Source organism: Vogesella sp. LIG4 (assembly GCF_900090205.1).
Classification (GTDB): Bacteria; Pseudomonadota; Gammaproteobacteria; order Burkholderiales; family Chromobacteriaceae; genus Vogesella.
In genome coordinates this window covers 1,879,553-1,899,132 of record NZ_LT607802.1, presented here as the reverse complement: position 1 = coordinate 1,899,132, position 19,580 = coordinate 1,879,553, and the positions used below count along the sequence as shown (strand labels likewise).

Below are 19,580 nucleotides of genomic sequence, written 5' to 3'. Positions count from 1 at the left end.
TCTGTGCATTGCAGCAAAACAAATGCCAACTCAATAACCAGAACAGAATCGATCGAATACTCTCTCCGGGATCATTAACCAATGCATTCACGGAGGATTTATGTCCCACGAAGTTGTACTTATCGTTCTCATCCAGGTTCAACCCGGGCTTGGCAAGCAGCAGATTCAAGCATTCGAAAAACTCGCCCCACTGGTGCGAGCAGAAGCTGGATGCCTTGAATACGAGCTGCATCGGGTGGCAAATAACAACGATCAGTTTGTGCTGACTGAGCGCTGGACATCAGCAGAAGCCTTGAGCGCGCATGACGTTTCGCCACATATGCTGGAAGCAGACCGGCTTAACCCGACATTCAGGGCCGGTCCGGCAACCGTCTTGCAACTGACCAGCTATCGATAAACAGCAATGCGGCCAACCATGGCCGCATGTTCTTGTCTGACCACCAAGCTCCTTAAGTCAAATCCAGCAGCACTCGATAACAGCCATCTCTCAAACCTTGAGCTTTACGCTACACTCCCTTCCCCGCGCCGCGGCATCCTGTCGCCGGTGCTTTGACCACTACATTGCCGATGGAGCCAGCCGATGTCCGTTTTTACCGTTGAATTCAAGGTGCGTGATTACGAATGCGATATGCAGGGCATCGTGAATAACGGGGTGTACTTCAACTACCTGGAACATGCCCGCCATGAATTCCTGCTGGAGAAGGGCATCGATTTCGCCGAGCTGGCGCGCCAGAACATCAACCTGGTGGTGGTGCGTTCCGAGCTGGATTACAAGGCCTCGCTCACCAGCGGCGACAAGTTCATGGTAACGGTGGCATTCGAGCCGGTATCCAAGGTGCGCTTCGGTTTCCGCCAGCAGGTGATCCGCCAGGACGACGGCAAGGTGGTGCTGGAAGGCCTGATCGTCGGTACCGCCATCAACGAACGTGGCCGGCCGTCGGTACCCGCCGAATTCGCGGCGCAACTGGCCGACTGAGGCCATTCGTCTTCACACTTCGTCACAAATAGTCACGTAGTTAGCGCAAACCCCGCCCCGGGAATGTGGTCAAATACGGGCCATTGTGAATCTCATGGAGTTGCATCATGTCCCGCCTGCGCCTTACCGCCACCCTGTCCCTGCTGTCCGTTGCCCTGCTGGCAGGCTGCACCAGCATGTACGGTTCGGACTCCGCCGCCGTCTACAGCCAGTCCGACATGCGCCAGATTCACGACGTGGAATACGGCAAGGTGCTGGATGTGAAATCGGTAAGGATGGAAGGCAGCAAAAATGACCTGCTGACCCTGGGCGGCACCGCGCTGGGCGGCATCGCCGGCAGCAGCGTCGGCCAGGGCAAGGGCTCCGCCGCCGGCGCCATCGTTGGCGCCATGATCGGTGGCGTTGCTGCCGAGGGCATGCAGCGCGGCAGCAGCAAGGCCGCTTACGAGCTGACCATCCAGACCGACAAGGGCCGCACCATCTCCATCGTGCAGGAAGCCGATGTGCCCATCAGCGCGGGCCAGCGCGTGAAGATTCTCAGCGGCAACGGCACCGCGCGCGTGCTGCCGATGTAACACCGCAGCACTACTGCACCCCTCAATGCCGCCGGCCCCGTGCCGGCGGCATTGTTTTTATGCGCGGCTAGCAGGCCGTAGCGCCTCCTGCCCGGCCACCATGCAGCCGGGCGGCAATCCGCCAGGACGCTGCCTATACTTTCGGCATTATCCGGCTGGCAAGGAGAGGCGCCATGCGATTTCTCGATAATCTGGGCCTGCGGGCAAAGTTCCTGGTCAGCTTCCTTGGCAGCGGCGGCATCCTGGTTACCGCCATCCTGTACTGTCTGTGGCAGATCCACGGCATCAGCCGCGACAGCCATGTCATCAGCGACACCTCGCTACCCTCGCTGCAGGCGGTGGCGGACATCAGCCAGCTGCGCCTGCGCTACCGGGTGCGCAGCCTGGAATACATGCTGTCCACCCAGCCGGCCGAGCAGACCAAGACCGCGCAATCGATGCAACAGCTGGATGCCTCGCTGGGCAAGGCATTCCAGGCTTATGAGCCACTGATCTCCAGCGAGGCCGAACGCAAGGCCTACCAGCAGGCGCTGCAGGCGGCGGCCGACTACCGCACCACGGTGGAACAGGCGATCGCGCTGCGCGCCAGCGGCCAGGAGGACGCCGCGCAGGCGCTGCGCAAGGGCGAGTGGGTGAAACGCGCCAACCTGCTGCGCGACCAGACCGACGCGCTGACCAGGCTGAGTGCGGATGAAGCCCGCGCGGCCGGCAGCCGCGCCCAGGAGGCGGCGCAAAGCAGCATCCGCAGCGGCATCATCGCCCTGCTGCTGGGCATCGCCCTGGCGCTGGTGCTGTCGCTGCTGATCGCCAGCGGCATGGCGGCCAGGCTGGCCGAAACGGTAGCGGCGGCACGACGCATTGCCGGTGGCGACCTGCGTGGCGAGCTGCCCGCGGCCAGCCGCGATGAAGTAGGCAAGCTGATCCAGGCCATGGCCGACATGCAGGTGGCGCTGCGCGAAGCCATGCTGGGCACGCGCCGCAATGCCGATTCGCTGCGCCAGTCGTCGGAGGAACTCAACCAGTCGGTGCAGCGCATGGAGCACGCGGTGGAACAGCAGGGCGAGGCCGCCAGCGGCATTGCGGCCAACGCCGAGAACCTGACCAGCTCCATCAGCGAGGTGGCGGACAGCACGGTGGCGGCGGCCGAGCTGAGCAGCAGCTCCGACCTGCAGGCCAGGGCCGGGCATGATTCGCTGCTGGGGCTGATCGGCGAATTGCAGCAGGTGTCGCGCGTGGTGATCGGCGCGGCGGAGCGTATCAGCCAGCTGCAGGAGGAGTCGGCACGGATATCCAGCATCGTCGCCGTGATCCGCGATATTGCCGACCAGACCAACCTGCTGGCGCTCAATGCCGCCATCGAGGCGGCGCGCGCCGGCGAACATGGCCGCGGTTTTGCGGTGGTGGCCGACGAGGTGCGCAAGCTGTCGGAAAAAACGGCGCAGTCCACCAGTGAAATCGTGCAGATGGTATCCGCCATCCAGCACTCCACCAGCGAGGTGGTGCAGGAGGTGGGCAACAGCGTCACCCTGGCCAACGACAGCGTGCACCGCGCCGAACTGGCCGGCGACAGCCTGTCGCAGCTGCGCCAGCTGTCGCAGCAGGTGGCAGGCATCATGTCCACGCTGAGCGCGGCGCTGCAGCAGCAGGCGCGGGCCTCCACCGAGGTAGCGCAGCGCATCGAGGTGGTGGTGAGCCACTCGGCGGATGTTACCCATATCGCCCACCATGCCGCCGCCACCTCCGGGGTGATGAAGGACGTGGTGGCCGATATGGAGCGCATGGTGGCGCGCTTCCAGGTCTAGCCGCGGCACGGTTTGCCTGCCGGCGTGCGGCCAACATGGCTACAATGCGCGCACTACCCGCCTGGAGCCACCATGGAATCCCGCATTACCGAACTGGAAATCAAGCTTGCGCTGCAGGAAGAACTGCTGGACGCGCTCAACCTGACCGTGGCGCGCCAGCAGCAGCAGATCGACCTGCTGCAGGAACAGCTGCGCCACCTGTACCGCCTGCAGCAGGCCGGCAACCAGCCGGAAGAGCAGCGCTCGCTGCGCGACGACATCCCGCCGCACTACTGAGCCACCGGCAAGGAGCCCGCATGCAGACCCCATTGCAACTGGCACACCAACTGGCGCCGGCGCTGGCCGGCCGCTGCTGGGCCATAGGCGGCAGCACCCTGCTGCAACAGCTGGGCCTGGTGGACGAACCGCGCGGCCTGGACATCGTCACCACCGCCGCCGACTTTGCCGCCGTGCGCGAGGTGCTGGCGGCGCGTGGCCGCGACATCACCCCGCCGCCGCATCCGCAATACGCCACCCGCCACTACGCCCGCTTCGAGTTGCCGGATGCCGCGCCGGTGGACCTGATCGCCGAGATGGCGATCCGCCTGCCCAAGGGCAGCTTTCGCTGGCCGTTCGATGCCAGCGCCGTGCAGCAGGCCGACGGCCTGCCGTGGTGCCTGCCGGAAGACTGGGCGCTGCTGTACCGGCTGATGGGCAAGGAGGAACAGGTCGAGGCACTGGACGACTGGCTGGGCGAGCACGGCGTGCAGCAACCGTTGCGCCTTGCGGCCAACCTGTTCGCGCAGTACCCGGAAAGCGCACTGCAGCCGCTGCCCGACTGGTGGCCGTGGGAGGAGTAGCCTGCCGCAAAGTACAGGTAGACGCGGGCCTTGTCGGCTGGAATATCTATAAAAACCAATTTACGATCATGGCGTTCGGCTGCAAGCAAGCGTGGTAAATTCACCATAGCCAAACCGTAGCCGGCGCCTAAGGTTTTCGGCACACACACCACAGATCGTGAAACGACTCCAAGACTACGGCATGAAAACACTCTGCCTGTTGCTGGCCCTGCTGTGCAGCCAGTATTGCCTGGCCGCTGGCCAGAGCATCACCCTGGCGGCCGCGGAATATCCGCCCTACACCACCGCGACCGACCCGGCTGGCGGCCTGATCGGCGCCATCGCGCGCGCGGCCTTTGCCCAGCGCGGCATCTCGCTGCGGCTGAGCTTTCGCCCTTGGGTGCGGGCACTGAGCGAGGTGCAGAACGGCCATTTCGATGGCCTGCTCGGGCTGTGGTATTCGCAGGAGCGCAGCGGCTTCCTGTATTTCAGCCTGCCGATCTACAACACCACGCTGGGTTTCTTCAGCCGCTGCGACCACCGTGTCAACGTGAGCGAGCTGGCACAGCTGCGCACGCTGCGCATCGGCACGGTGCAGGGCTACAAGAACCCGGACAGCTTCGAGCAGGCCGGCCTGCACAGCGTCGATGCCGAAGACGACATGAGCAACCTGTACAAGTTGGCCGCAGGGCGACTCGACCTGGTGCTGATCGATCGTGAAGTGGCGCAGTACCTGCAGCGGCAGGCGAAGCCTGCGCTATCGGTACCGCTGTGCTGGGAGGAGCCGCCACTGGAAGTGATGCCGCTGCACATCGCCTTCAGCCGCCACAAGACGGAAAGCGGCCGCTTGCTCACCGAATTCAGCCAGGGCCTGACCGCCCTGCATCAGTCCGGCGAATACGAGCGCATCCTGCGCCATTACGGCGCTACCCCCTGAGAGCAGGGGGAGTACGCTGCTATCCCGCCAGATCGGACACCGCTGCCGTGGCGGCCTGCCGCACCGGCGGCGTGGCGAACAGCCAGCTGCCCAGGCTGCCGCCCAGCAGCGCACCGGCCAGCTGCGCCAGCACGTAGCCGCTCACATCCTGCGGGCGGATGCCGGCAAAGGTATCGCTGAGGCAACGCGCCAGCGTGATGGCCGGGTTGGCAAATGCCGATGACGCGGTAAACCAGTAAGCGGCCACGATATACAGCGCCACCAGCAGCGGAATGCGCTCGCCGGCATGGCGCATGGCGCCGAAGATGACCAGCAGCAGGCCGGCAGTGGCCACCGCCTCGGACAGCCATTGCGACCAACCGGTACGCGCATGCTGCGCCACCTGCAACAAGGGCAGATCGAACATGGCATGCGTCAGCAGCACCCCGGCCAGCGCGCCGGCCAGCTGGCAGGCAACATAAGGCAGCAATTGCCGCCACGGCAGTTGGCCGCATCGCGCCATAACCAGGCTCACCGCCGGGTTGAGGTGGGCGCCCGACAGCGGCGCGAACACGGTAATCAGCACCAGCAGCCCGGCGCCGGTGGCCAGGGTATTGGCCAGCAGCGCCAGCGCCACGTTACCGCCCGCCAGCTGCTGCGCCATGATGCCGGAGCCCAGCCCCACCACCAGCAGCAGCGCCGTGCCCAGCGCTTCCGCCACGTATGCACGCGCATTCATTGCTTGCCGATCTCCGCCAGTTTCTGCCTCAACGCCAGCGCGTCCAGCTTGTCCACCGGCAGCGACATGAACAGCTCCACCCGGCGCTTGAGAATCATGAACGCCCTGGCGAACGCCGCCATCGCTTCTTCGTCGTTGCTGCCGACGCCGGCCGGATCTTCCACCCCCCAGTGCGCGCGCATCGGGTGCCCCGGCCACACCGGGCAGGCTTCGCCGTCGGCATTGCCGCACACGGTAAACACGAAATCCATCTGCGGCGCATCCGGCAGCGCGAATTCGTCCCAGCTCTTGCTGCGGTAGCCGGCAGTGGCGATGCCATGCTTTTCCAGCGTCTTCAGCGCGTAGGGGTTCACCTTGCCGGTGGGCTGGCTGCCGGCGCTGTAGCCCCGGAAGCGCCCCTGGCCCAGGTTGTTGATCAGCGCCTCGCCCAGAATGCTGCGCGCCGAGTTACCGGTGCAGAGGATCAGTACGTTGTAAACCTTGTCAGTCACGGGACTTCCTTTCCCTGGAAACGGTGGCTTCGATGTTCTTGCGCGCGATCAGCTGCACCCGCTGCGGTGCCGGCGCGCAGCAGGCGGCCTCGCTGATCGCGCCGCTGGCGGGGGCGCAGCAGCTGTCGGGGTTGGCCGCAACGGCAGCCGGCGCGGTGTTGTAGGTGGGCGCCGTGTCCAGCGTGTGGTAGCTCTCCCAGGCGATGCCGGACGGGTCCTGCAGCCAGTGCTTGTCGGATACCGCGTAACAGCAGGTGGTCCCCTCCTCGCTCAGCGCCGCCAGGCCGGCGGCATCGATGCGCTGCTTCAGCTCTGCCAGTTCCTCGGCGCTTTCCGTCTGGATGCCCAGGTGATCCAGCCCTGGCCGGGCACCGCGCTGGCTGATGGCGAAGTTGACCCGCGGGTCGTCCAGCATCCACTTGGCGTAATCCGGCTTGTGCACCGTTGGCTCGGCACCGAACAAGGCGTTGTAAAAGCGGATGCTGGCAGCCAGATCATCCACCGCGACGTGAATATGCATGCGTTTCATGACAGCTCTCCTGTTCAGCAGCCGCAGCCGTCGGCCGGCGATGCCTGGCAGCAGTTATCGGTGAGGTAACCCAGCAGGCCGTTCATGGCGGCAAAGTTGGCCGCATAGATCACGAAGCGGCCTTCCTGCCGGCCGGCGATCAGCCCGGCATGCACCAGTTCCTTGAGATGGAAGGACAGCGTGGCCGGCGCGCAATCCAGCGCCGTGGCCAGCTCGCCGGCGGCACGCCCGGCCGGGCCGGCCTCCACCAACTGGCGAAAAACCGCCAGCCGTGTTTCCTGCGCCAATGCGGCCAACATCCTGACGACAAGTGTTGATTCCATATTTCGACAATAATGAAAATATTGAACGGATTGTGCCGCCACGCACCGGCCGGCGTCAAGCCGCGACCGCTCTCAGCCCAGCTGCTTGTGCATGACCAGGATGTCCACCAGGCCCAGCTCGCGATGCCGGTAGGCCAGCGGCACGCGGCCGACAATGGCAAAGCCGAGCTTCTGCCACAGCGCCACCGCCACCTTGTTGCTGGCCACCACGCTGTTGAACTGCATCGCCAGAAAGCCGGCCTCGCGCGCCTGCTGCTGCGAGTGCTCGCACATGGCCGCGGCAATGCCGCGCCCGCGCGCCGCCGGCGACACCATGTAGCCGCAGTTGGCAACATGGCTGCCGGGCCCGGCGGCATTGGCTTTCAGGAAATAGCTGCCCAGCAGCTCGCCGTCGTCCTCTGCCACCCAGGTCTGCAGCGGCAGCTCGCCCCACAGCTGCCAGCCCTGCTGCAGCGTCATGTCCGGCGCAAAGGCGTAGCTATCCTGCGCCGCGATCACGCCCTGGAACACCGGCCAGAAGCGCTGAAAATCCGCCTCCGTCATCTTGCGTATCAACATGCTGCCTCCTGCTTCAGTGATCGGTAGCCGCCGCCATCACCGCCGCCGCGGCCGGCTTCTTCTGCACGATACGCCCGGACATCAGGCTGGCACTGGCGATCAGCAGCCCGCCGATCAGCTCCTGCGTCTTCATCGCCTCGCCGGCGAGGAAGTAGGCGGAAATGGCGGCGAACACCAGTTCCAGCAGCATCAGCGTCATCACCTGGGTAGCCGGCAGGATGGACAGCCCGTGCAGCGAGATGATGCTGGTAGCCAGCAGGGTGGCGCCCAGCGCCAGAACGATGAACAGCACATCCGGCTGCAGCAGCTGCGACATCTCGTGCCATAGTTGGCCGCGCCACAGCAGCGACACCAGCCCGCAGCCGGCCACGCCCAGCCACACCATCGCCGATTTCAGCGCCACCGGCAGGCCGTGCGCACGCTTGGACAGCACATTGCCCAGCGCGAAGCTGATGCCGCCGGACAGCGCCAGCCAGTCGGCACGGCTGGAGAAGAACTGCCCGTTGAACAGGCCGGGGCGGTACAGGATCACCACCAGCCCCAGCAGCGACATCGCCACCACCAGCCAGCCGATGCGGCTGAGCCGCTCGTGCAGCAGCAGGCGCGAGAACAGCGCGCTCCACAGCGGCGACAGGTAGAACAGCAGCAGCACGCGCATCACCTCGCCCTCGGCCACCGCCCAGGTGTAGGCAAAATTGCACCAGCCATACAGGAAGGCGAGCAGCAGCAAGATCGGTTCGAATCGCGCCTCGCGGCGGAACACCTCGCGATAGATGATGACGCCTGCCACGGTGGCGACGATATACACCGACAACGAGGTGGCGGCAGTGGTGAAGCCGACACCATGCAGGTGGCGGAACGGGTACCACATCAATCCCCATACCAGTGCCGTGGTAATTGCACAGCTGACGGCAAGCAGCTTTTGTTTTACAAAATCCATAGTGTTTTCTTAATATTGCTGTTTTTGTTGCACCGCAAATCCTTGCAAGGAAATCGCGTTGAATCCGCATCTCGACCTGCTGCACCCTTACCCGTTCCAGCGCCTGCGCCAACTGTTGGCCGGCGTGACGCCACCGGCGGACAAGCCACACATCAACCTGTCCATCGGCGAGCCCAAACACCCGACACCGGAAGTGGTGAAACAGGCACTGATCAATGCCCTGGACGGCCTAGCCGCCTACCCCGCCACGCTGGGTAGCGAGTCGCTGCGCCGCAGCTGCGCCAACTGGCTGCAACGCCGCTACCAGGTAACGGTGGACCCGGCGCGCGAAGTGCTGCCGGTGTGCGGCAGCCGCGAAGCGCTGTTTTCCTTCGTGCAGGCAGTCATCGACCCGCGTGGCGAAACGCAACCGGTATTGATTTCGCCCAATCCCTTCTACCAGATTTATGAAGGCGCCGCACTGCTCGCCGGGGCAGTTCCCCATTACGTGAACTGTGTTGCGGCCAACCGTTTCCAGCCGGACTGGGGCAGTGTCAGCGAGGAAATCTGGCGCCGCACCCAGGTGGTGATCGTGTGCAGCCCGGGCAACCCCACCGGCGCGGTGATGTCGCTGGATGACTGGCGCGAGCTGTTCGCGCTGTCCGACCGCTACGGCTTCGTCATCGCCAGTGACGAGTGCTATTCCGAGATCTATTTCGACACCCCGCCGTTGGGCGGCCTGGAAGCCGCACGCCTGCTGGGCCGCGGCCACGAGCGCCTGGTAATGTTCACCAGCCTGTCCAAGCGTTCCAATGCGCCGGGGCTGCGCTCCGGCTTCGTGGCCGGCGATGCCGCCATCCTGGAAAAATTCCTGCTGTTCCGCACCTACCACGGCAGCGCCATGAGCCAGACCGTGCAGGAAGCCAGCATCGCCGCCTGGAACGACGAAGCGCACGTGGTGGAGAACCGCGCCGCCTACGCCGCCAAGTTCGCCGCGGTGACCGAGCGCATCGGCAAGGTCTTGCCGGTGAGCCGCCCGGACGCCGGCTTCTACCTGTGGGCGGAAGTGCCCGGCGGCGACGATGCCGCCTTCGCCCGCGAGCTGTTTGCCCGCGAACACATTACCGTGCTGCCCGGCAGCTTCCTGGCACGCGATGCCCACGGCGTGAACCCCGGCGCCGGCCGCGTACGCCTGGCGCTGGTGGCGCCGCTGGCCGAATGCGTGGCTGCGGCCGGGCGCATCGAACACTTTGTACGCTGAACACTCACCGGATACCCCCATGACAACGATTCATATAAGTAAAGGACTCAACCACATGCACCCGATCCAGCCCATCATCGAGGCCGCGTTCGAAGACCGCGCCAACATCACCCCGTCCAGCGTATCGCCGGAACTGAAAGCCGCCATCGAGCAGGTGATCACCGAACTGGACAACGGCCACCTGCGCGTTGCCGAGAAGATCGACGGCGAATGGGTCGTCAACCAGTGGGTGAAGAAGGCAGTGCTGCTGTCGTTCCGCATCCGCGACAACGAAGTGATGGACGACGGCGTGAGCCGCTACTTCGACAAGGTGGACACCAAGTTCGGCGACTGGCACGAACAGCAGTTCCGCGACGCCGGCTTCCGCGCCGTGCCGGGCGCCGTAGCGCGCAAGGGCAGCTTCGTGGCCAAGAACACCGTGCTGATGCCATCCTTCGTCAACATCGGCGCCTACGTCGATGAAGGCACCATGGTGGATACCTGGGCTACCGTGGGCAGCTGCGCCCAGATCGGCAAGAACGTGCATCTGTCCGGCGGCGTGGGCATCGGCGGCGTGCTGGAGCCGCTGCAGGCCAACCCGACCATCATCGAGGACAACTGCTTTATCGGCGCCCGTTCCGAAGTGGTGGAAGGCGTGATCGTGGGCGAAGGCTCGGTGATCTCCATGGGCGTGTTCATCGGCCAGTCCACCAAGATCTACGACCGCGAAACCGGCGAAGTGCACTACGGCAAGGTTCCGCCGGGCTCGGTGGTGGTATCCGGCAGCCTGCCGTCCAAGGATGGCAGCCACAGCCTGTACTGCGCGGTGATCGTGAAGAAGGTGGATGCGCAGACCCGCAGCAAGACCAGCATCAACGATCTGCTGCGCGGCGTCTGAGTCCAGCCGGAAAATCCTTGATCTGCTACGGCTTGATCAGAAAATTTGTCACCCCCGGTAACATTTTTCCAACAGGATTAGCGCATTGGCATTTGGCGCACCGCACACAAGGCGGATAAAATGCGAACAGGGAGTCGTGATTGCGGCTCCCTGTTTTTGTGTACACACAGGACTGATTTGTGTCTTCCGACAGTTTCATCACCCTTCGCAACGTCAGCTTCGCCTACAACGACCGCCCCATCCTGCAGGATGTGTCGCTGTCGATTCCGCGCGGCAAGCTGATTGCCATCATGGGTGGCAGCGGTAGCGGCAAGACCACGCTGCTGCGCCTGATATCCGGCCAGATCCGCGCCCAGCACGGCGAGGTGCTGGTGGATGGCCATGACGTTGGCCGCATGGGCAATGCCGAGCTGTACCAGCACCGCCGCCGCATGGGCATGCTGTTCCAGTTCGGTGCGTTGTTTACCGACCTTTCCGTATTCGACAACGTGGCGTTTCCGCTGCGCGAGCTTACCCGCCTGCCGGAAAGCGTGATCCGCGACCTGGTGCTGCTCAAGCTGGCCGCCGTCGGCCTGCGCGGCACCGAGGGCCTGATGCCGGCCGAGCTGTCCGGCGGCATGGCACGCCGCATCGCGCTGGCGCGCGCCATCGCGCTCGACCCGCAGCTGATGCTGTACGACGAGCCGTTCACCGGCCTCGACCCGATTTCGCTGGGCACCATCGCGCTGTTGATCAAGAAGCTCAACGACGCGCTGGGCACCACCTCCATCATGGTCACCCACGACGTGCACAAGTCGCTGGACATCGTCGATTACGTGTATTTCGTCGCCAACGGCCGCATCGTGGCCGAGGGCACGCCGCAACAGGTGCGCCACGCCGAATCGCCGTGGCTGGCGCAGTTCGTCACCGGCGAGCCGGATGGCCCGGTGCATTTTGCCTACCCGGCCACCGAGTCGCTGGCACAGTCTTTCGGCCTGCGGGGGAACGCCTGATGGAACAACTGCTCTCCCCGTTCCGCCAATTGGGCGCGCTGGTAATCAACGCCATCTGGCGCCTGGGCTTTGCCAGCCGCTTCCTGCTGGCCATCCTGCTCAACTCCGGCCAGAGCCTGCTGCGCTTCCAGCTCACCATCCGCGAGGTGTATTTCTCCGGCGTGCTGTCGCTGATCATCATCGTGGTGTCCGGCCTGTTCGTCGGCATGGTGCTGGGCCTGCAGGGCTACAACACCCTGGCGCGCTTCGGCTCCTCCGACGCACTGGGCGCGCTGGTGGCGCTGTCGCTACTGCGCGAACTGGGCCCGGTGCTGGCGGCGCTGCTGTTCGCCAGCCGTTCCGGCTCGGCGATGACCGCCGAAATCGGCCTGATGAAGGCCACCGAACAGCTGGAAGCCATGAGCGTGATGGCGGTGAACCCCCTCGCCCGCGTCGTGGCGCCGCGCTTCTGGGCCGGCGTGATCTCCATGCCCATCCTGGCCGCCATCTTCAACGTGATGGGTATCTTCGGCGGCTACCTGGTAGGCGTGGTGATGATAGGCGTGGACAAGGGCACCTTCTGGTCGCAGATGCAAAGCAACGTCGACCTGCACTCCGACGTAGTCAACGGCCTGATCAAGAGCCTGTTCTTCGGCATGGCCGTTACCCTGATTGCCGTTTTCGAAGGCTACGACGCCACGCCCACCGCGGCCGGCGTCTCGTCCGCCACCACCCGCACCGTGGTGACGTCTGCGCTGGTCATCCTGGCGCTGGATTTCATCCTGACGGCCTTCATGTTCTAGGAATCAACACGAAATGAAACGTTCTACTATTGATTTGTGGGTTGGTCTGTTTGTTGCGCTTGGCATTGCGGCCGTCACTTTCCTGTCGCTGAAAGTGGCCAATCTCACCCCGCAGAGCGCCAGCAACACCTATACCCTGGTTGCCGACTTCGACAATATCGGCGGTTTGAAGGTGAAGGCACCGGTGAAATCGTCCGGCGTGGTGGTTGGCCGCGTCAGCAATATCGCGCTGGATACCAAGCGCTACGTGGCCGACGTTACCCTCACCCTGGACAGCAAGTACCAGTTCAGCCGCGATACCAGCGCCGAGATCCTCACCGCCGGCCTGCTGGGCGAGCAATACATCGGCCTGACCCAGGGCGGTGACCCGGACAACCTGAAGAGCGGCGACCACATCACCATCACCTCGTCGGCGATGGTGCTGGAACAGCTGATCGGCAAGTTCATGACCAGCTTCTCCGACAAGCCGGCACAAAAAACTGGTGGCGATGCCAGCCAGAGCCAGTAACTTGAAACACCCATAATCCAGAAAGATACACATCATGAAAAAGCTGCTTACCTCCCTGCTGCTGTTGCTTGGCCTGGCCGCCCCGGCCCTGGCTGCCGAAGAACCCGTTGCCCTGGTACAGGACACCTCGCAAAAGGCGATGGACATCCTGAAGAAGGAAAACGGCAAGAACACCCGCCAGGTACGCGAGCAGGTGGAAACCATGGTGCTGCCGCTGATCGACTTCACCCGCATGACCGCGCTGGCGGTAGGCAAGGACTGGCGTGCGGCCAACCCTGCGCAGCAGGAACAGCTGGCCACCCAGTTCAAGACCCTGCTGGTGCGCACCTACTCCTCCACCATGGTGCGTTTCAAGAGCGCGCAGATCGACGTGAAGCCGACTGCCCAGTTCAACAACGGTGGCCGTGAAGCGGTGGTGAAATCCGAAGTGACCCTGCCGGGCAATGCCGACAAGAAGAACGTCAGCATCGACTACACCCTGTACAAGGGCAGCCAGGGCTGGAAGATCTTCAACGTCAGCGTGGAAGGCGCCAGCCTGGTTACCGTGTACCGCACCCAGTTCGGCGAAGAGATCCGCAAGAACGGCATCGACGGCCTGATCAAGCAGCTGAAAGACAAGAACGACACCAACGGTAAACCGGCATGAGTCTCTCCCGCCCCGCCGACGGCCAGCTGGCCCTGAGCGGCATCCTCGACATGGACACCGTTGCCGGCATCCAGCCGCAACTGATGCAGGCAATGCAGGGCGGCAAGCTGCGCCTTGACCTGTCTGCCGTGGACAAGGCCGATGCCGCGGCGCTGGCCATGCTGCTGGGCGCACTGCGCCAGCAGCAGCAGCGTGGCGGGGAACTCGTGTTGCAGCATCTGCCGGCATCGCTGGCAAGCCAGGCACAGCTGTATGGCGTGGCTGGCTTGCTGGGCATGCCTGGAGAACAAGAATGAAAACGCGTACCGCCCTGCCGCTGGCCGGCTGCCTGTTGCTGGCCGCCTGTGCCACTCACCCGAGCAACCCGCAGGACCCGCTGGAGCCGATGAACCGGGCCATCTACCAGTTCAACGACAAGGCGGATCGCTATGTAATGAAGCCGGCGGCGGAAGGCTACCGCTTCATTACCCCGCAGCCGGTACGCACCGGCGTCAGCAACTTCTTCCATAACCTGGAAGACGTCTACAGCATGGTGAACCACGGTGCACAGCTCGAGGGCAAGAAGACGCTCAACGATATGATGCGCGTCACCTTCAACAGCACCTTCGGCCTGTTCGGGCTGATCGATATCGCCACGCCGATGGGGCTCAAGCGCGACCCGGCCACGCTGGGCGACACCATGGCGCACTACGGCTGGAAGAACAGCAGCTACCTGGTGCTGCCGCTGTTTGGCCCGTCCACCATCCGTGACGGCCTGAGCACCGCCGCCAACATGACCATTGCCGACCCGCACAGGCTCGTGTTCCACAGCCAGTCGGAGCGTAACGTGGCCAACGTGGTCAAGGGTGTCAGCAACCGCGAACAGATCCTGGGCCTGGACGACACCCTGCAGCAGGCGGCGCTGGATCCGTACAGCTATATGCGCGATGCCTGGTTGCAGTACCGCAATACCCAGGTAGGCTACCAGCCGGCTGGCGCCCAGCAGGGCGATACGCCTGCCACGCCTGGTGCGACGCCTGCCGACAGCGACAATATCGACGATCTGGTGAGCCCGGACGCCTCGGCCCCCGCGGCATCGGCACCGGCGGCCGCAGCACCTGCAGCCGCCTCCGCCGCGCAATAAGCCGCATCACACTCCATGCCAAAAGGCCACCGCAATGCGGTGCCCTTATTGTTAACAAAGCCCTTGCGCGTAGCGGAAGGGCTTTGTCATGTAAACGGGAAGGCTGCCGATGCAGGTACCTGGCTGGAGCGGCCCGGTTCTGCCGGCTCCGGCAGCACCAGAACGAGATAGCTGATCTGCAACCAAAAGGCCACCGCAATGCGGTGGCCTTGTCTTTGCTGCAAACGGCGTCAGTTACCCTGCCAGCCGCCGCCCAGGGCGGTATACAGCCCGACCGCTGCCTGCAGCCGTGCCAGGCGGGCGTCGGCCAGCGACTGCTCCAGCTGGAACACGCTGCGCTCGGCATCCAGTACTTCCAGATAGCTGCTGTAGCCGTTGTCGTAGCGCAGCCGCGCCAGGCGGAACGCTTCGCGCACGGCATCCAGCTGCTTGCGCTGGGCCAGCTCAGTTTCGCGGCTGCTACGCACTGCGGTGAGCGCATCCAGGGTGTCGGCAAAGGCCGACTGCACCGCCTTCTCGTAACCGGCCAGCGCCTGCTTCTGCCGCGCAGTGGCGGCGGAAACGTCGGCGGCGATGGCGCCGTTATTGAAGATCGGCGCGGCCAGGTTGCCGGCAAAACTCCACATCTGCGCCGGGCCGCTGAACAACTGCGACAGCTTGAAGCTTTCGCTGCCGATGCCGGCAGACAGGCCGATGCTGGGGAAGTAGGCAGCACGTGCCACGCCGATGCGGGCGTTGGCAGCGATCAGCTGCTGCTCGGCCACCGCGATATCCGGGCGGCGCAGCAGCAGGTCGGACGGCAGATCGGCTGGCACCGAGGGCACCTCGACCAGGCTGTCCTGCAGCTGGCCACGCACCGGTTGCTGCATCAGCTGGCGCGGCGAACGCCCCACCAGCACCGCCAGCGCATGCTCGCTCTTGTCCACCGCCTGCGCCAGCTTGGGCACCGCCGCCTGCGCGGCAGCCAGCTCGGCCTCGGCCTGCTTCAGTTCCAGCTCGGAAGTCATGCCGCCGTTGAAGCGCTTCTGGCGCAGCGTGAAGCTGTCCTCGCGCCCCTTCAGCGTGGCCTGCGCCGCCGCCAGCTGGCTATCGAAGGCCAGCAGCTGGAAGTAGGCATCGCTGACCTGTGCGGCCAGCGACAGCCGCACCGCATCCAGGCCGTACTCGCTGGCCGCAAGGTTGGCCGCAGCCGCTTCGCGCTGGCGCGACAGCTTGCCCCACAGATCCAGCTCCCAGCTGGCATTCAGCGAGGCGCTGTACTGGTCGCCGATGGCGCCGGCCCCGCTGCTGTACTGCGAGGTACGGGCACGGGCGGCACCGGCATTGGCGGTGACTTGCGGCAGGCGGCTGGCACGTGCGCTGTCCAGCGAGGCGGCAGCCTCCTCGACGCGGGCGCCAGCCTGGCGCAGATCGCGGTTGTACTGCAGCGCTTCGTCGATCAGCGCGTTGAGGTGGGCATCGCCAAAGCTCTGCCACCAGCGGGCATCCACCTTGGCCACCTGCTGGCCGGCCGGCAACTCCAGCGCCGGGCGCTGGTAATCCGGGCCGACCGCGGCGCAGCCGGACAGCGCCAGCGCCACCATTAGCGGCATCAGGGCGTGTTTAGGCTTCATGCTCGGCTCCTTCCTTTTTCTGTTTGCCTTGGCTCAGTTGCATGATCAGTTTGAAGAACAGCGGGATGAACAGCGCGGCAATAAAGGTTGCGGCCAACATACCGCCGATCACGCCGGTACCGATGGCATGGCGGCTGGCGGAGCCGGCACCGCTGGAGATGGCCAGCGGCACACAACCCAGAATGAAGGCCAGCGAGGTCATCACGATGGGGCGGAAGCGCAGCTTGGCCGCCTCAATGGCTGCCTGCGACAGGCTCATGCCCTCCTCCATCTTCAGTACCGCGAATTCCACGATCAGAATCGCGTTCTTGGCCGCCAGACCGATCAGCGTCACCAGCGCCACCTGGAAGTACACGTCGTTGGCGAGGCCGCGCAGCCAGGTTGCCAGCAGCGCGCCGAACACCGCGAACGGCACCGCGGTCAGCACCGCAATCGGCAGGCTCCAGCGCTCATATTGCGCCGCCAGGATCAGGAACACCATGATCAGCGCCACCACGAACACCATGGAGGACGAACCGCCGGTGGATTTTTCCTGGAACGCCGAACCGGTCCACGCCAGGGTGTAGCCTTCCGGCAGCACTTCCTGCGCCACCTGCTCCATGGCCGCCAGCGCCTGGCCCGAGCTGTAGCCCGGTGCCGGGCCGCCCACGAACTTGGCTGCCGGGAAGGCGTTGAAGCGCTCGACGATCTCCGGACCGGTGGTCTGCTCCACTGTCACCAGCGAAGTCAGCGGCACCATCTGCCCGCTGCTGGAACGCACGAACACATTGGCCATGTCGGACACGCTGCTGCGGTAGGCCGCCTCGGACTGCAGCTGCACGGTGAAGATGCGGCCGAACTTGCTGAAGTCGTTAACGTACAGCGAGCCGAAGGTACTGCTCATGGCATCGAACACATCGCTCACCGCCACACCCAGCGCCTTGGCCTTGTCGCGGTCAAGCTTCACGTTCAGCTGCGGCACGTTGGCGGAGAAGGTGGTCTGCACCCCGGCCAGTTCCGGCCGCTTGCTGGCCGCCAGCATCAGCTTCTGCGCCATGCCAGCCAGGTCGCCGGCCGATGCACCGGCACGGTTCTGCAGATAGGCTTCGAAACCGCCGGTGGACGACATGCCGGAGATCGGCGGCGGGTTGAATGCCAGTACCAGGCCTTCCGGTACGCGCATGCCCTTGCCGAACACGTCCCCCACCACTGCCTGCGCCGACAGGCCAGGCGTCTTGCGCTCGTCCCATGGCTTGAGGGTGATGAAGGTCACGCCGGTGTTGCTGCGGTTGGAACCGGACAGAATGTCGAAGCCGGCAAAGCTCATCACGTCCTTCACCGCAGGGTTGGCCGCAATCTGCTTGTCGAAGCGGTTCATCACGTCCAGCGTGCGGTTGATGGCCGCGCCGTCCGGCAGGATGGTGGCAGCAATGATGTAACCCTGATCTTCATCCGGCGCCAGCGAGGTCGGCACCAGCTTGAACAGCCATACCGAAGCACCGATCAGCACACCGAAGATCATCATGGCCAGCACCGCGCGGCGCAGCAGGAAGGCCACGCCACGGCTGTAACGGCCGGTGAGGCGCTCGAACAGGTGGTTGAACGCATCGAAGAAGCGGTTGCTGTGCTGGTGCTCCGGCTTGAGCATCAGCGCGCACAGGGCCGGGGTCAGCGTCAGCGCCACGATGCCGGAAATGGTTACCGAAATGGCAATGGTGATGGCGAACTGGCGATACATCTCGCCGGCGATACCGCCAAGGAAGGCCACCGGGATGAACACCGCACACAACACCAGCACGATGGCCACTACCGGGCCGCTTACTTCCTTCATTGCCTGCAGGGTGGCCTCGTACGGTGGCTTGCCCTCCTGCATCATGATGCGCTCGACGTTCTCCAATACCACAATGGCGTCATCCACCACGATACCGATGGCCAGCACCATGCCAAACAGCGTCAGCGTGTTGATGGAATAGCCCAGCAGATACATGCCGCCAAAGGTACCGATGATGGACACCGGCACCGCCAGGCCAGGAATCAGCGTGGCGCGCCAGTTCTGCAGGAACAGGTACACCACGGCGAATACCAGGATCATCGCCTCGCACAGCGTCTGCACCACCTCGTGAATCGACACTTCCACGAAACGGGTGGTGTCATACGGAATCACGTAGGACAGACCCTGCGGGAAGCGGGTGGACAGCTCGGCCATCTTGGCTTCCACCGCCTTGGCGGTATCCAGCTGGTTGGCGCCCGGCGCCAGGTTGATACCGATAGGGATGGTCGACTTGCCGTTGTAGCGGCCGAAGAAGTCGTAGGACAGCGCCCCCAGCTCCACCCGAGCCACATCCTTCAAGCGTACCTTGGCGCCTTCGCTGCCGGCACGCAGGATGATGTTCTCGAACTCGGCCACGTCGGTGAAGCGGCCCTTGGTGGTGATGGTGTAGGTGAAGTCAGGCTTGCCTTCGGTCGGCGTGGCGCCGATCTTGCCCACCGCGAACTGCGCGTTCTGCTCGCGGATCGCCTTGGCCACGTCGGTCGGCGTCATGCCCAGCTGTGCCAGACGATCCGGCTTCAGCCAGATACGCATCGCGTAGTCCTGGCCGGCAAAGTTGGTCACCTGGCCCACACCCGGAATACGCTTGAGCTCGTCCACCACGTTCAGCAGCGCATAGTTGCTCATGAACAGGGTGTCGAAACGCTGGTCGGGCGAATACAGCGCCACCACCTGCAGGAAGGTGGCCGCCTGCTTGCGCACGTTCACGCCCTGGCGCCGCACTTCTTCCGGCAGCGAGGACAGTGCCGACTGCACGCGGTTGTTGACGTTGATGGCGGCCTGGTCGGGGTTGGTGCCGATCTTGAAAGTGACCGTTACCGTGAGCCGGCCGTTACTGGAGCTGGACGACTGCAGGTACAGCATGTCGTCCACGCCGTTGATGGCCTGCTCCAGTGGCGAAGCCACGGTTTCGGCGATCACTTCGGCGGAAGCGCCCGGGTAAGCGGTGGTAATCGCCACCGATGGCGGCACGATCTGCGGGTACTGCTCGATCGGCAGCGAGCGCATGCCGAAGAAGCCGGCCAGCACGATGACGATGGACAATACCGAGGCGAAGATCGGCCGACGAATGAAAAAGGCAGAAAACATGGTGTCGGTTCCCC

At 64.4% G+C, this 19,580-nt stretch carries 23 protein-coding genes; 15 read left to right on the top strand and 8 right to left on the bottom strand.

Going from position 1 to position 19,580, the window contains the following annotated elements; all coding sequences use genetic code 11:
• Positions 1 to 100: 100 nt before the first annotated feature.
• The 7 genes from PSELUDRAFT_RS08900 (at position 101) to PSELUDRAFT_RS08870 (ending at position 5,108) form a co-directional block, all read left to right on the top strand.
• Positions 101 to 397, top strand: a complete 297-nt coding sequence (locus tag PSELUDRAFT_RS08900) for a putative quinol monooxygenase (protein WP_088966507.1) — start codon at positions 101 to 103, stop codon at positions 395 to 397.
• A gap of 183 nt (positions 398 to 580) precedes the next feature.
• Entirely contained in the window at positions 581 to 976 is a 396-nt protein-coding gene (locus PSELUDRAFT_RS08895; RefSeq protein ID WP_088966506.1) for a thioesterase family protein, read from the top strand.
• A gap of 107 nt (positions 977 to 1,083) precedes the next feature.
• On the top strand, positions 1,084 to 1,551 hold the full coding sequence (locus PSELUDRAFT_RS08890) for a glycine zipper 2TM domain-containing protein (protein ID WP_088966505.1): 468 nt from the start codon (positions 1,084 to 1,086) through the stop codon (positions 1,549 to 1,551).
• Between the two features lie 173 nt (positions 1,552 to 1,724).
• Positions 1,725 to 3,353 carry a methyl-accepting chemotaxis protein gene (locus PSELUDRAFT_RS08885; RefSeq protein WP_088966504.1) on the top strand — a complete coding sequence of 543 codons (1,629 nt, stop codon included), beginning with the start codon at positions 1,725 to 1,727 and terminating at the stop codon, positions 3,351 to 3,353.
• Positions 3,354 to 3,425: 72 nt separating this feature from the next.
• Positions 3,426 to 3,629: a SlyX family protein gene (locus PSELUDRAFT_RS08880; protein WP_088966503.1), complete on the top strand. Its 204-nt coding sequence runs from the start codon at positions 3,426 to 3,428 to the stop codon at positions 3,627 to 3,629.
• A 20-nt stretch (positions 3,630 to 3,649) separates the two neighbouring features.
• The gene (locus PSELUDRAFT_RS08875; RefSeq protein ID WP_157725069.1) at positions 3,650 to 4,192 is read left to right on the top strand and encodes a hypothetical protein; all 543 of its coding nucleotides are present in this window, start codon (positions 3,650 to 3,652) and stop codon (positions 4,190 to 4,192) included.
• A 181-nt stretch (positions 4,193 to 4,373) separates the two neighbouring features.
• Positions 4,374 to 5,108 carry an ABC transporter substrate-binding protein gene (locus tag PSELUDRAFT_RS08870; protein WP_088966501.1) on the top strand — a complete coding sequence of 245 codons (735 nt, stop codon included), beginning with the start codon at positions 4,374 to 4,376 and terminating at the stop codon, positions 5,106 to 5,108.
• A gap of 19 nt (positions 5,109 to 5,127) precedes the next feature.
• Here the strand turns inward: PSELUDRAFT_RS08870 and PSELUDRAFT_RS08865 are convergent, their stop codons facing one another.
• The 6 genes from PSELUDRAFT_RS08865 to PSELUDRAFT_RS08840 form a co-directional block, all read right to left on the bottom strand.
• Entirely contained in the window at positions 5,128 to 5,826 is a 699-nt protein-coding gene (locus tag PSELUDRAFT_RS08865) for an MIP/aquaporin family protein (RefSeq protein WP_088966500.1), read from the bottom strand.
• Positions 5,823 to 6,317, bottom strand: coding sequence for an arsenate reductase ArsC (locus PSELUDRAFT_RS08860; RefSeq protein WP_088966499.1), 495 nt, complete (start codon positions 6,315 to 6,317; stop codon positions 5,823 to 5,825). Before PSELUDRAFT_RS08860 ends, PSELUDRAFT_RS08865 begins: the two co-directional genes overlap by 4 nt.
• A complete protein-coding gene (locus PSELUDRAFT_RS08855; RefSeq protein ID WP_088966498.1) occupies positions 6,310 to 6,846 on the bottom strand; it encodes an ArsI/CadI family heavy metal resistance metalloenzyme in 537 nt (178 codons plus the stop codon). The genes PSELUDRAFT_RS08860 and PSELUDRAFT_RS08855 overlap by 8 nt, the downstream gene beginning before the upstream one ends.
• A gap of 14 nt (positions 6,847 to 6,860) precedes the next feature.
• Positions 6,861 to 7,169 carry a helix-turn-helix transcriptional regulator gene (locus PSELUDRAFT_RS08850; protein WP_088966497.1) on the bottom strand — a complete coding sequence of 103 codons (309 nt, stop codon included), beginning with the start codon at positions 7,167 to 7,169 and terminating at the stop codon, positions 6,861 to 6,863.
• Positions 7,170 to 7,241: 72 nt separating this feature from the next.
• The gene (locus PSELUDRAFT_RS08845; RefSeq protein ID WP_231895345.1) at positions 7,242 to 7,727 is read right to left on the bottom strand and encodes a GNAT family N-acetyltransferase; all 486 of its coding nucleotides are present in this window, start codon (positions 7,725 to 7,727) and stop codon (positions 7,242 to 7,244) included.
• Between the two features lie 13 nt (positions 7,728 to 7,740).
• Positions 7,741 to 8,667 (bottom strand): DMT family transporter, encoded by a 927-nt coding sequence (locus PSELUDRAFT_RS08840; RefSeq protein WP_088966496.1) that lies wholly within the window; start codon positions 8,665 to 8,667, stop codon positions 7,741 to 7,743.
• Between the two features lie 58 nt (positions 8,668 to 8,725).
• Between PSELUDRAFT_RS08840 and dapC the strand changes: the two genes are divergently transcribed.
• The 8 genes from dapC to PSELUDRAFT_RS08800 all read left to right on the top strand — a co-directional run bounded on the left by dapC (position 8,726) and on the right by PSELUDRAFT_RS08800 (position 14,835).
• The gene (gene dapC, locus PSELUDRAFT_RS08835; protein ID WP_088966495.1) at positions 8,726 to 9,907 is read left to right on the top strand and encodes a succinyldiaminopimelate transaminase; all 1,182 of its coding nucleotides are present in this window, start codon (positions 8,726 to 8,728) and stop codon (positions 9,905 to 9,907) included.
• A 55-nt stretch (positions 9,908 to 9,962) separates the two neighbouring features.
• Complete coding sequence (gene dapD / locus PSELUDRAFT_RS08830) at positions 9,963 to 10,784, top strand: 2,3,4,5-tetrahydropyridine-2,6-dicarboxylate N-succinyltransferase (RefSeq protein ID WP_088966494.1); 822 nt, start codon at positions 9,963 to 9,965, stop codon at positions 10,782 to 10,784.
• A 179-nt stretch (positions 10,785 to 10,963) separates the two neighbouring features.
• Positions 10,964 to 11,776: an ABC transporter ATP-binding protein gene (locus tag PSELUDRAFT_RS08825; RefSeq protein ID WP_088966493.1), complete on the top strand. Its 813-nt coding sequence runs from the start codon at positions 10,964 to 10,966 to the stop codon at positions 11,774 to 11,776.
• Positions 11,776 to 12,558 carry a lipid asymmetry maintenance ABC transporter permease subunit MlaE gene (mlaE, locus tag PSELUDRAFT_RS08820; RefSeq protein ID WP_179947580.1) on the top strand — a complete coding sequence of 261 codons (783 nt, stop codon included), beginning with the start codon at positions 11,776 to 11,778 and terminating at the stop codon, positions 12,556 to 12,558. The genes PSELUDRAFT_RS08825 and mlaE overlap by 1 nt, the downstream gene beginning before the upstream one ends.
• A gap of 13 nt (positions 12,559 to 12,571) precedes the next feature.
• Positions 12,572 to 13,066: an outer membrane lipid asymmetry maintenance protein MlaD gene (mlaD, locus tag PSELUDRAFT_RS08815; RefSeq protein ID WP_088966492.1), complete on the top strand. Its 495-nt coding sequence runs from the start codon at positions 12,572 to 12,574 to the stop codon at positions 13,064 to 13,066.
• Between the two features lie 34 nt (positions 13,067 to 13,100).
• Positions 13,101 to 13,712 carry a phospholipid-binding protein MlaC gene (locus PSELUDRAFT_RS08810; protein ID WP_088966491.1) on the top strand — a complete coding sequence of 204 codons (612 nt, stop codon included), beginning with the start codon at positions 13,101 to 13,103 and terminating at the stop codon, positions 13,710 to 13,712.
• Entirely contained in the window at positions 13,709 to 14,008 is a 300-nt protein-coding gene (locus PSELUDRAFT_RS08805) for a lipid asymmetry maintenance protein MlaB (protein ID WP_088966490.1), read from the top strand. The genes PSELUDRAFT_RS08810 and PSELUDRAFT_RS08805 overlap by 4 nt, the downstream gene beginning before the upstream one ends.
• On the top strand, positions 14,005 to 14,835 hold the full coding sequence (locus tag PSELUDRAFT_RS08800) for a VacJ family lipoprotein (RefSeq protein WP_088966489.1): 831 nt from the start codon (positions 14,005 to 14,007) through the stop codon (positions 14,833 to 14,835). The genes PSELUDRAFT_RS08805 and PSELUDRAFT_RS08800 overlap by 4 nt, the downstream gene beginning before the upstream one ends.
• Positions 14,836 to 15,065: 230 nt before the next feature.
• Here PSELUDRAFT_RS08800 and PSELUDRAFT_RS08795 read toward each other — a convergent pair whose 3' ends face one another.
• Entirely contained in the window at positions 15,066 to 16,448 is a 1,383-nt protein-coding gene (locus tag PSELUDRAFT_RS08795; protein WP_088966488.1) for an efflux transporter outer membrane subunit, read from the bottom strand.
• Positions 16,438 to 19,566: an efflux RND transporter permease subunit gene (locus PSELUDRAFT_RS08790; protein ID WP_088966487.1), complete on the bottom strand. Its 3,129-nt coding sequence runs from the start codon at positions 19,564 to 19,566 to the stop codon at positions 16,438 to 16,440. The genes PSELUDRAFT_RS08795 and PSELUDRAFT_RS08790 overlap by 11 nt, the downstream gene beginning before the upstream one ends.
• Positions 19,567 to 19,580: the final 14 nt, after the last annotated feature.

Bases quoted from the DNA above. Each gene is read 5' to 3' on its own strand.
- PSELUDRAFT_RS08900 (WP_088966507.1), top strand. From the start codon at position 101: ATGTCCCACGAAGTTGTACTTATCGTTCTCATCCAGGTTCAACCCGGG.
- PSELUDRAFT_RS08895 (WP_088966506.1), top strand. From the start codon at position 581: ATGTCCGTTTTTACCGTTGAATTCAAGGTGCGTGATTACGAATGCGAT.
- PSELUDRAFT_RS08890 (WP_088966505.1), top strand. From the start codon at position 1,084: ATGTCCCGCCTGCGCCTTACCGCCACCCTGTCCCTGCTGTCCGTTGCC.
- PSELUDRAFT_RS08885 (WP_088966504.1), top strand. From the start codon at position 1,725: ATGCGATTTCTCGATAATCTGGGCCTGCGGGCAAAGTTCCTGGTCAGC.
- PSELUDRAFT_RS08880 (WP_088966503.1), top strand. From the start codon at position 3,426: ATGGAATCCCGCATTACCGAACTGGAAATCAAGCTTGCGCTGCAGGAA.
- PSELUDRAFT_RS08875 (WP_157725069.1), top strand. From the start codon at position 3,650: ATGCAGACCCCATTGCAACTGGCACACCAACTGGCGCCGGCGCTGGCC.
- PSELUDRAFT_RS08870 (WP_088966501.1), top strand. From the start codon at position 4,374: ATGAAAACACTCTGCCTGTTGCTGGCCCTGCTGTGCAGCCAGTATTGC.
- PSELUDRAFT_RS08865 (WP_088966500.1), bottom strand. From the start codon at position 5,826: ATGAATGCGCGTGCATACGTGGCGGAAGCGCTGGGCACGGCGCTGCTG.
- PSELUDRAFT_RS08855 (WP_088966498.1), bottom strand. From the start codon at position 6,846: ATGAAACGCATGCATATTCACGTCGCGGTGGATGATCTGGCTGCCAGC.
- PSELUDRAFT_RS08850 (WP_088966497.1), bottom strand. From the start codon at position 7,169: ATGGAATCAACACTTGTCGTCAGGATGTTGGCCGCATTGGCGCAGGAA.
- PSELUDRAFT_RS08845 (WP_231895345.1), bottom strand. From the start codon at position 7,727: ATGTTGATACGCAAGATGACGGAGGCGGATTTTCAGCGCTTCTGGCCG.
- PSELUDRAFT_RS08840 (WP_088966496.1), bottom strand. From the start codon at position 8,667: ATGGATTTTGTAAAACAAAAGCTGCTTGCCGTCAGCTGTGCAATTACC.
- dapD (WP_088966494.1), top strand. From the start codon at position 9,963: ATGCACCCGATCCAGCCCATCATCGAGGCCGCGTTCGAAGACCGCGCC.
- mlaE (WP_179947580.1), top strand. From the start codon at position 11,776: ATGGAACAACTGCTCTCCCCGTTCCGCCAATTGGGCGCGCTGGTAATC.
- mlaD (WP_088966492.1), top strand. From the start codon at position 12,572: ATGAAACGTTCTACTATTGATTTGTGGGTTGGTCTGTTTGTTGCGCTT.
- PSELUDRAFT_RS08810 (WP_088966491.1), top strand. From the start codon at position 13,101: ATGAAAAAGCTGCTTACCTCCCTGCTGCTGTTGCTTGGCCTGGCCGCC.
- PSELUDRAFT_RS08805 (WP_088966490.1), top strand. From the start codon at position 13,709: ATGAGTCTCTCCCGCCCCGCCGACGGCCAGCTGGCCCTGAGCGGCATC.
- PSELUDRAFT_RS08800 (WP_088966489.1), top strand. From the start codon at position 14,005: ATGAAAACGCGTACCGCCCTGCCGCTGGCCGGCTGCCTGTTGCTGGCC.
- PSELUDRAFT_RS08795 (WP_088966488.1), bottom strand. From the start codon at position 16,448: ATGAAGCCTAAACACGCCCTGATGCCGCTAATGGTGGCGCTGGCGCTG.
- PSELUDRAFT_RS08790 (WP_088966487.1), bottom strand. From the start codon at position 19,566: ATGTTTTCTGCCTTTTTCATTCGTCGGCCGATCTTCGCCTCGGTATTG.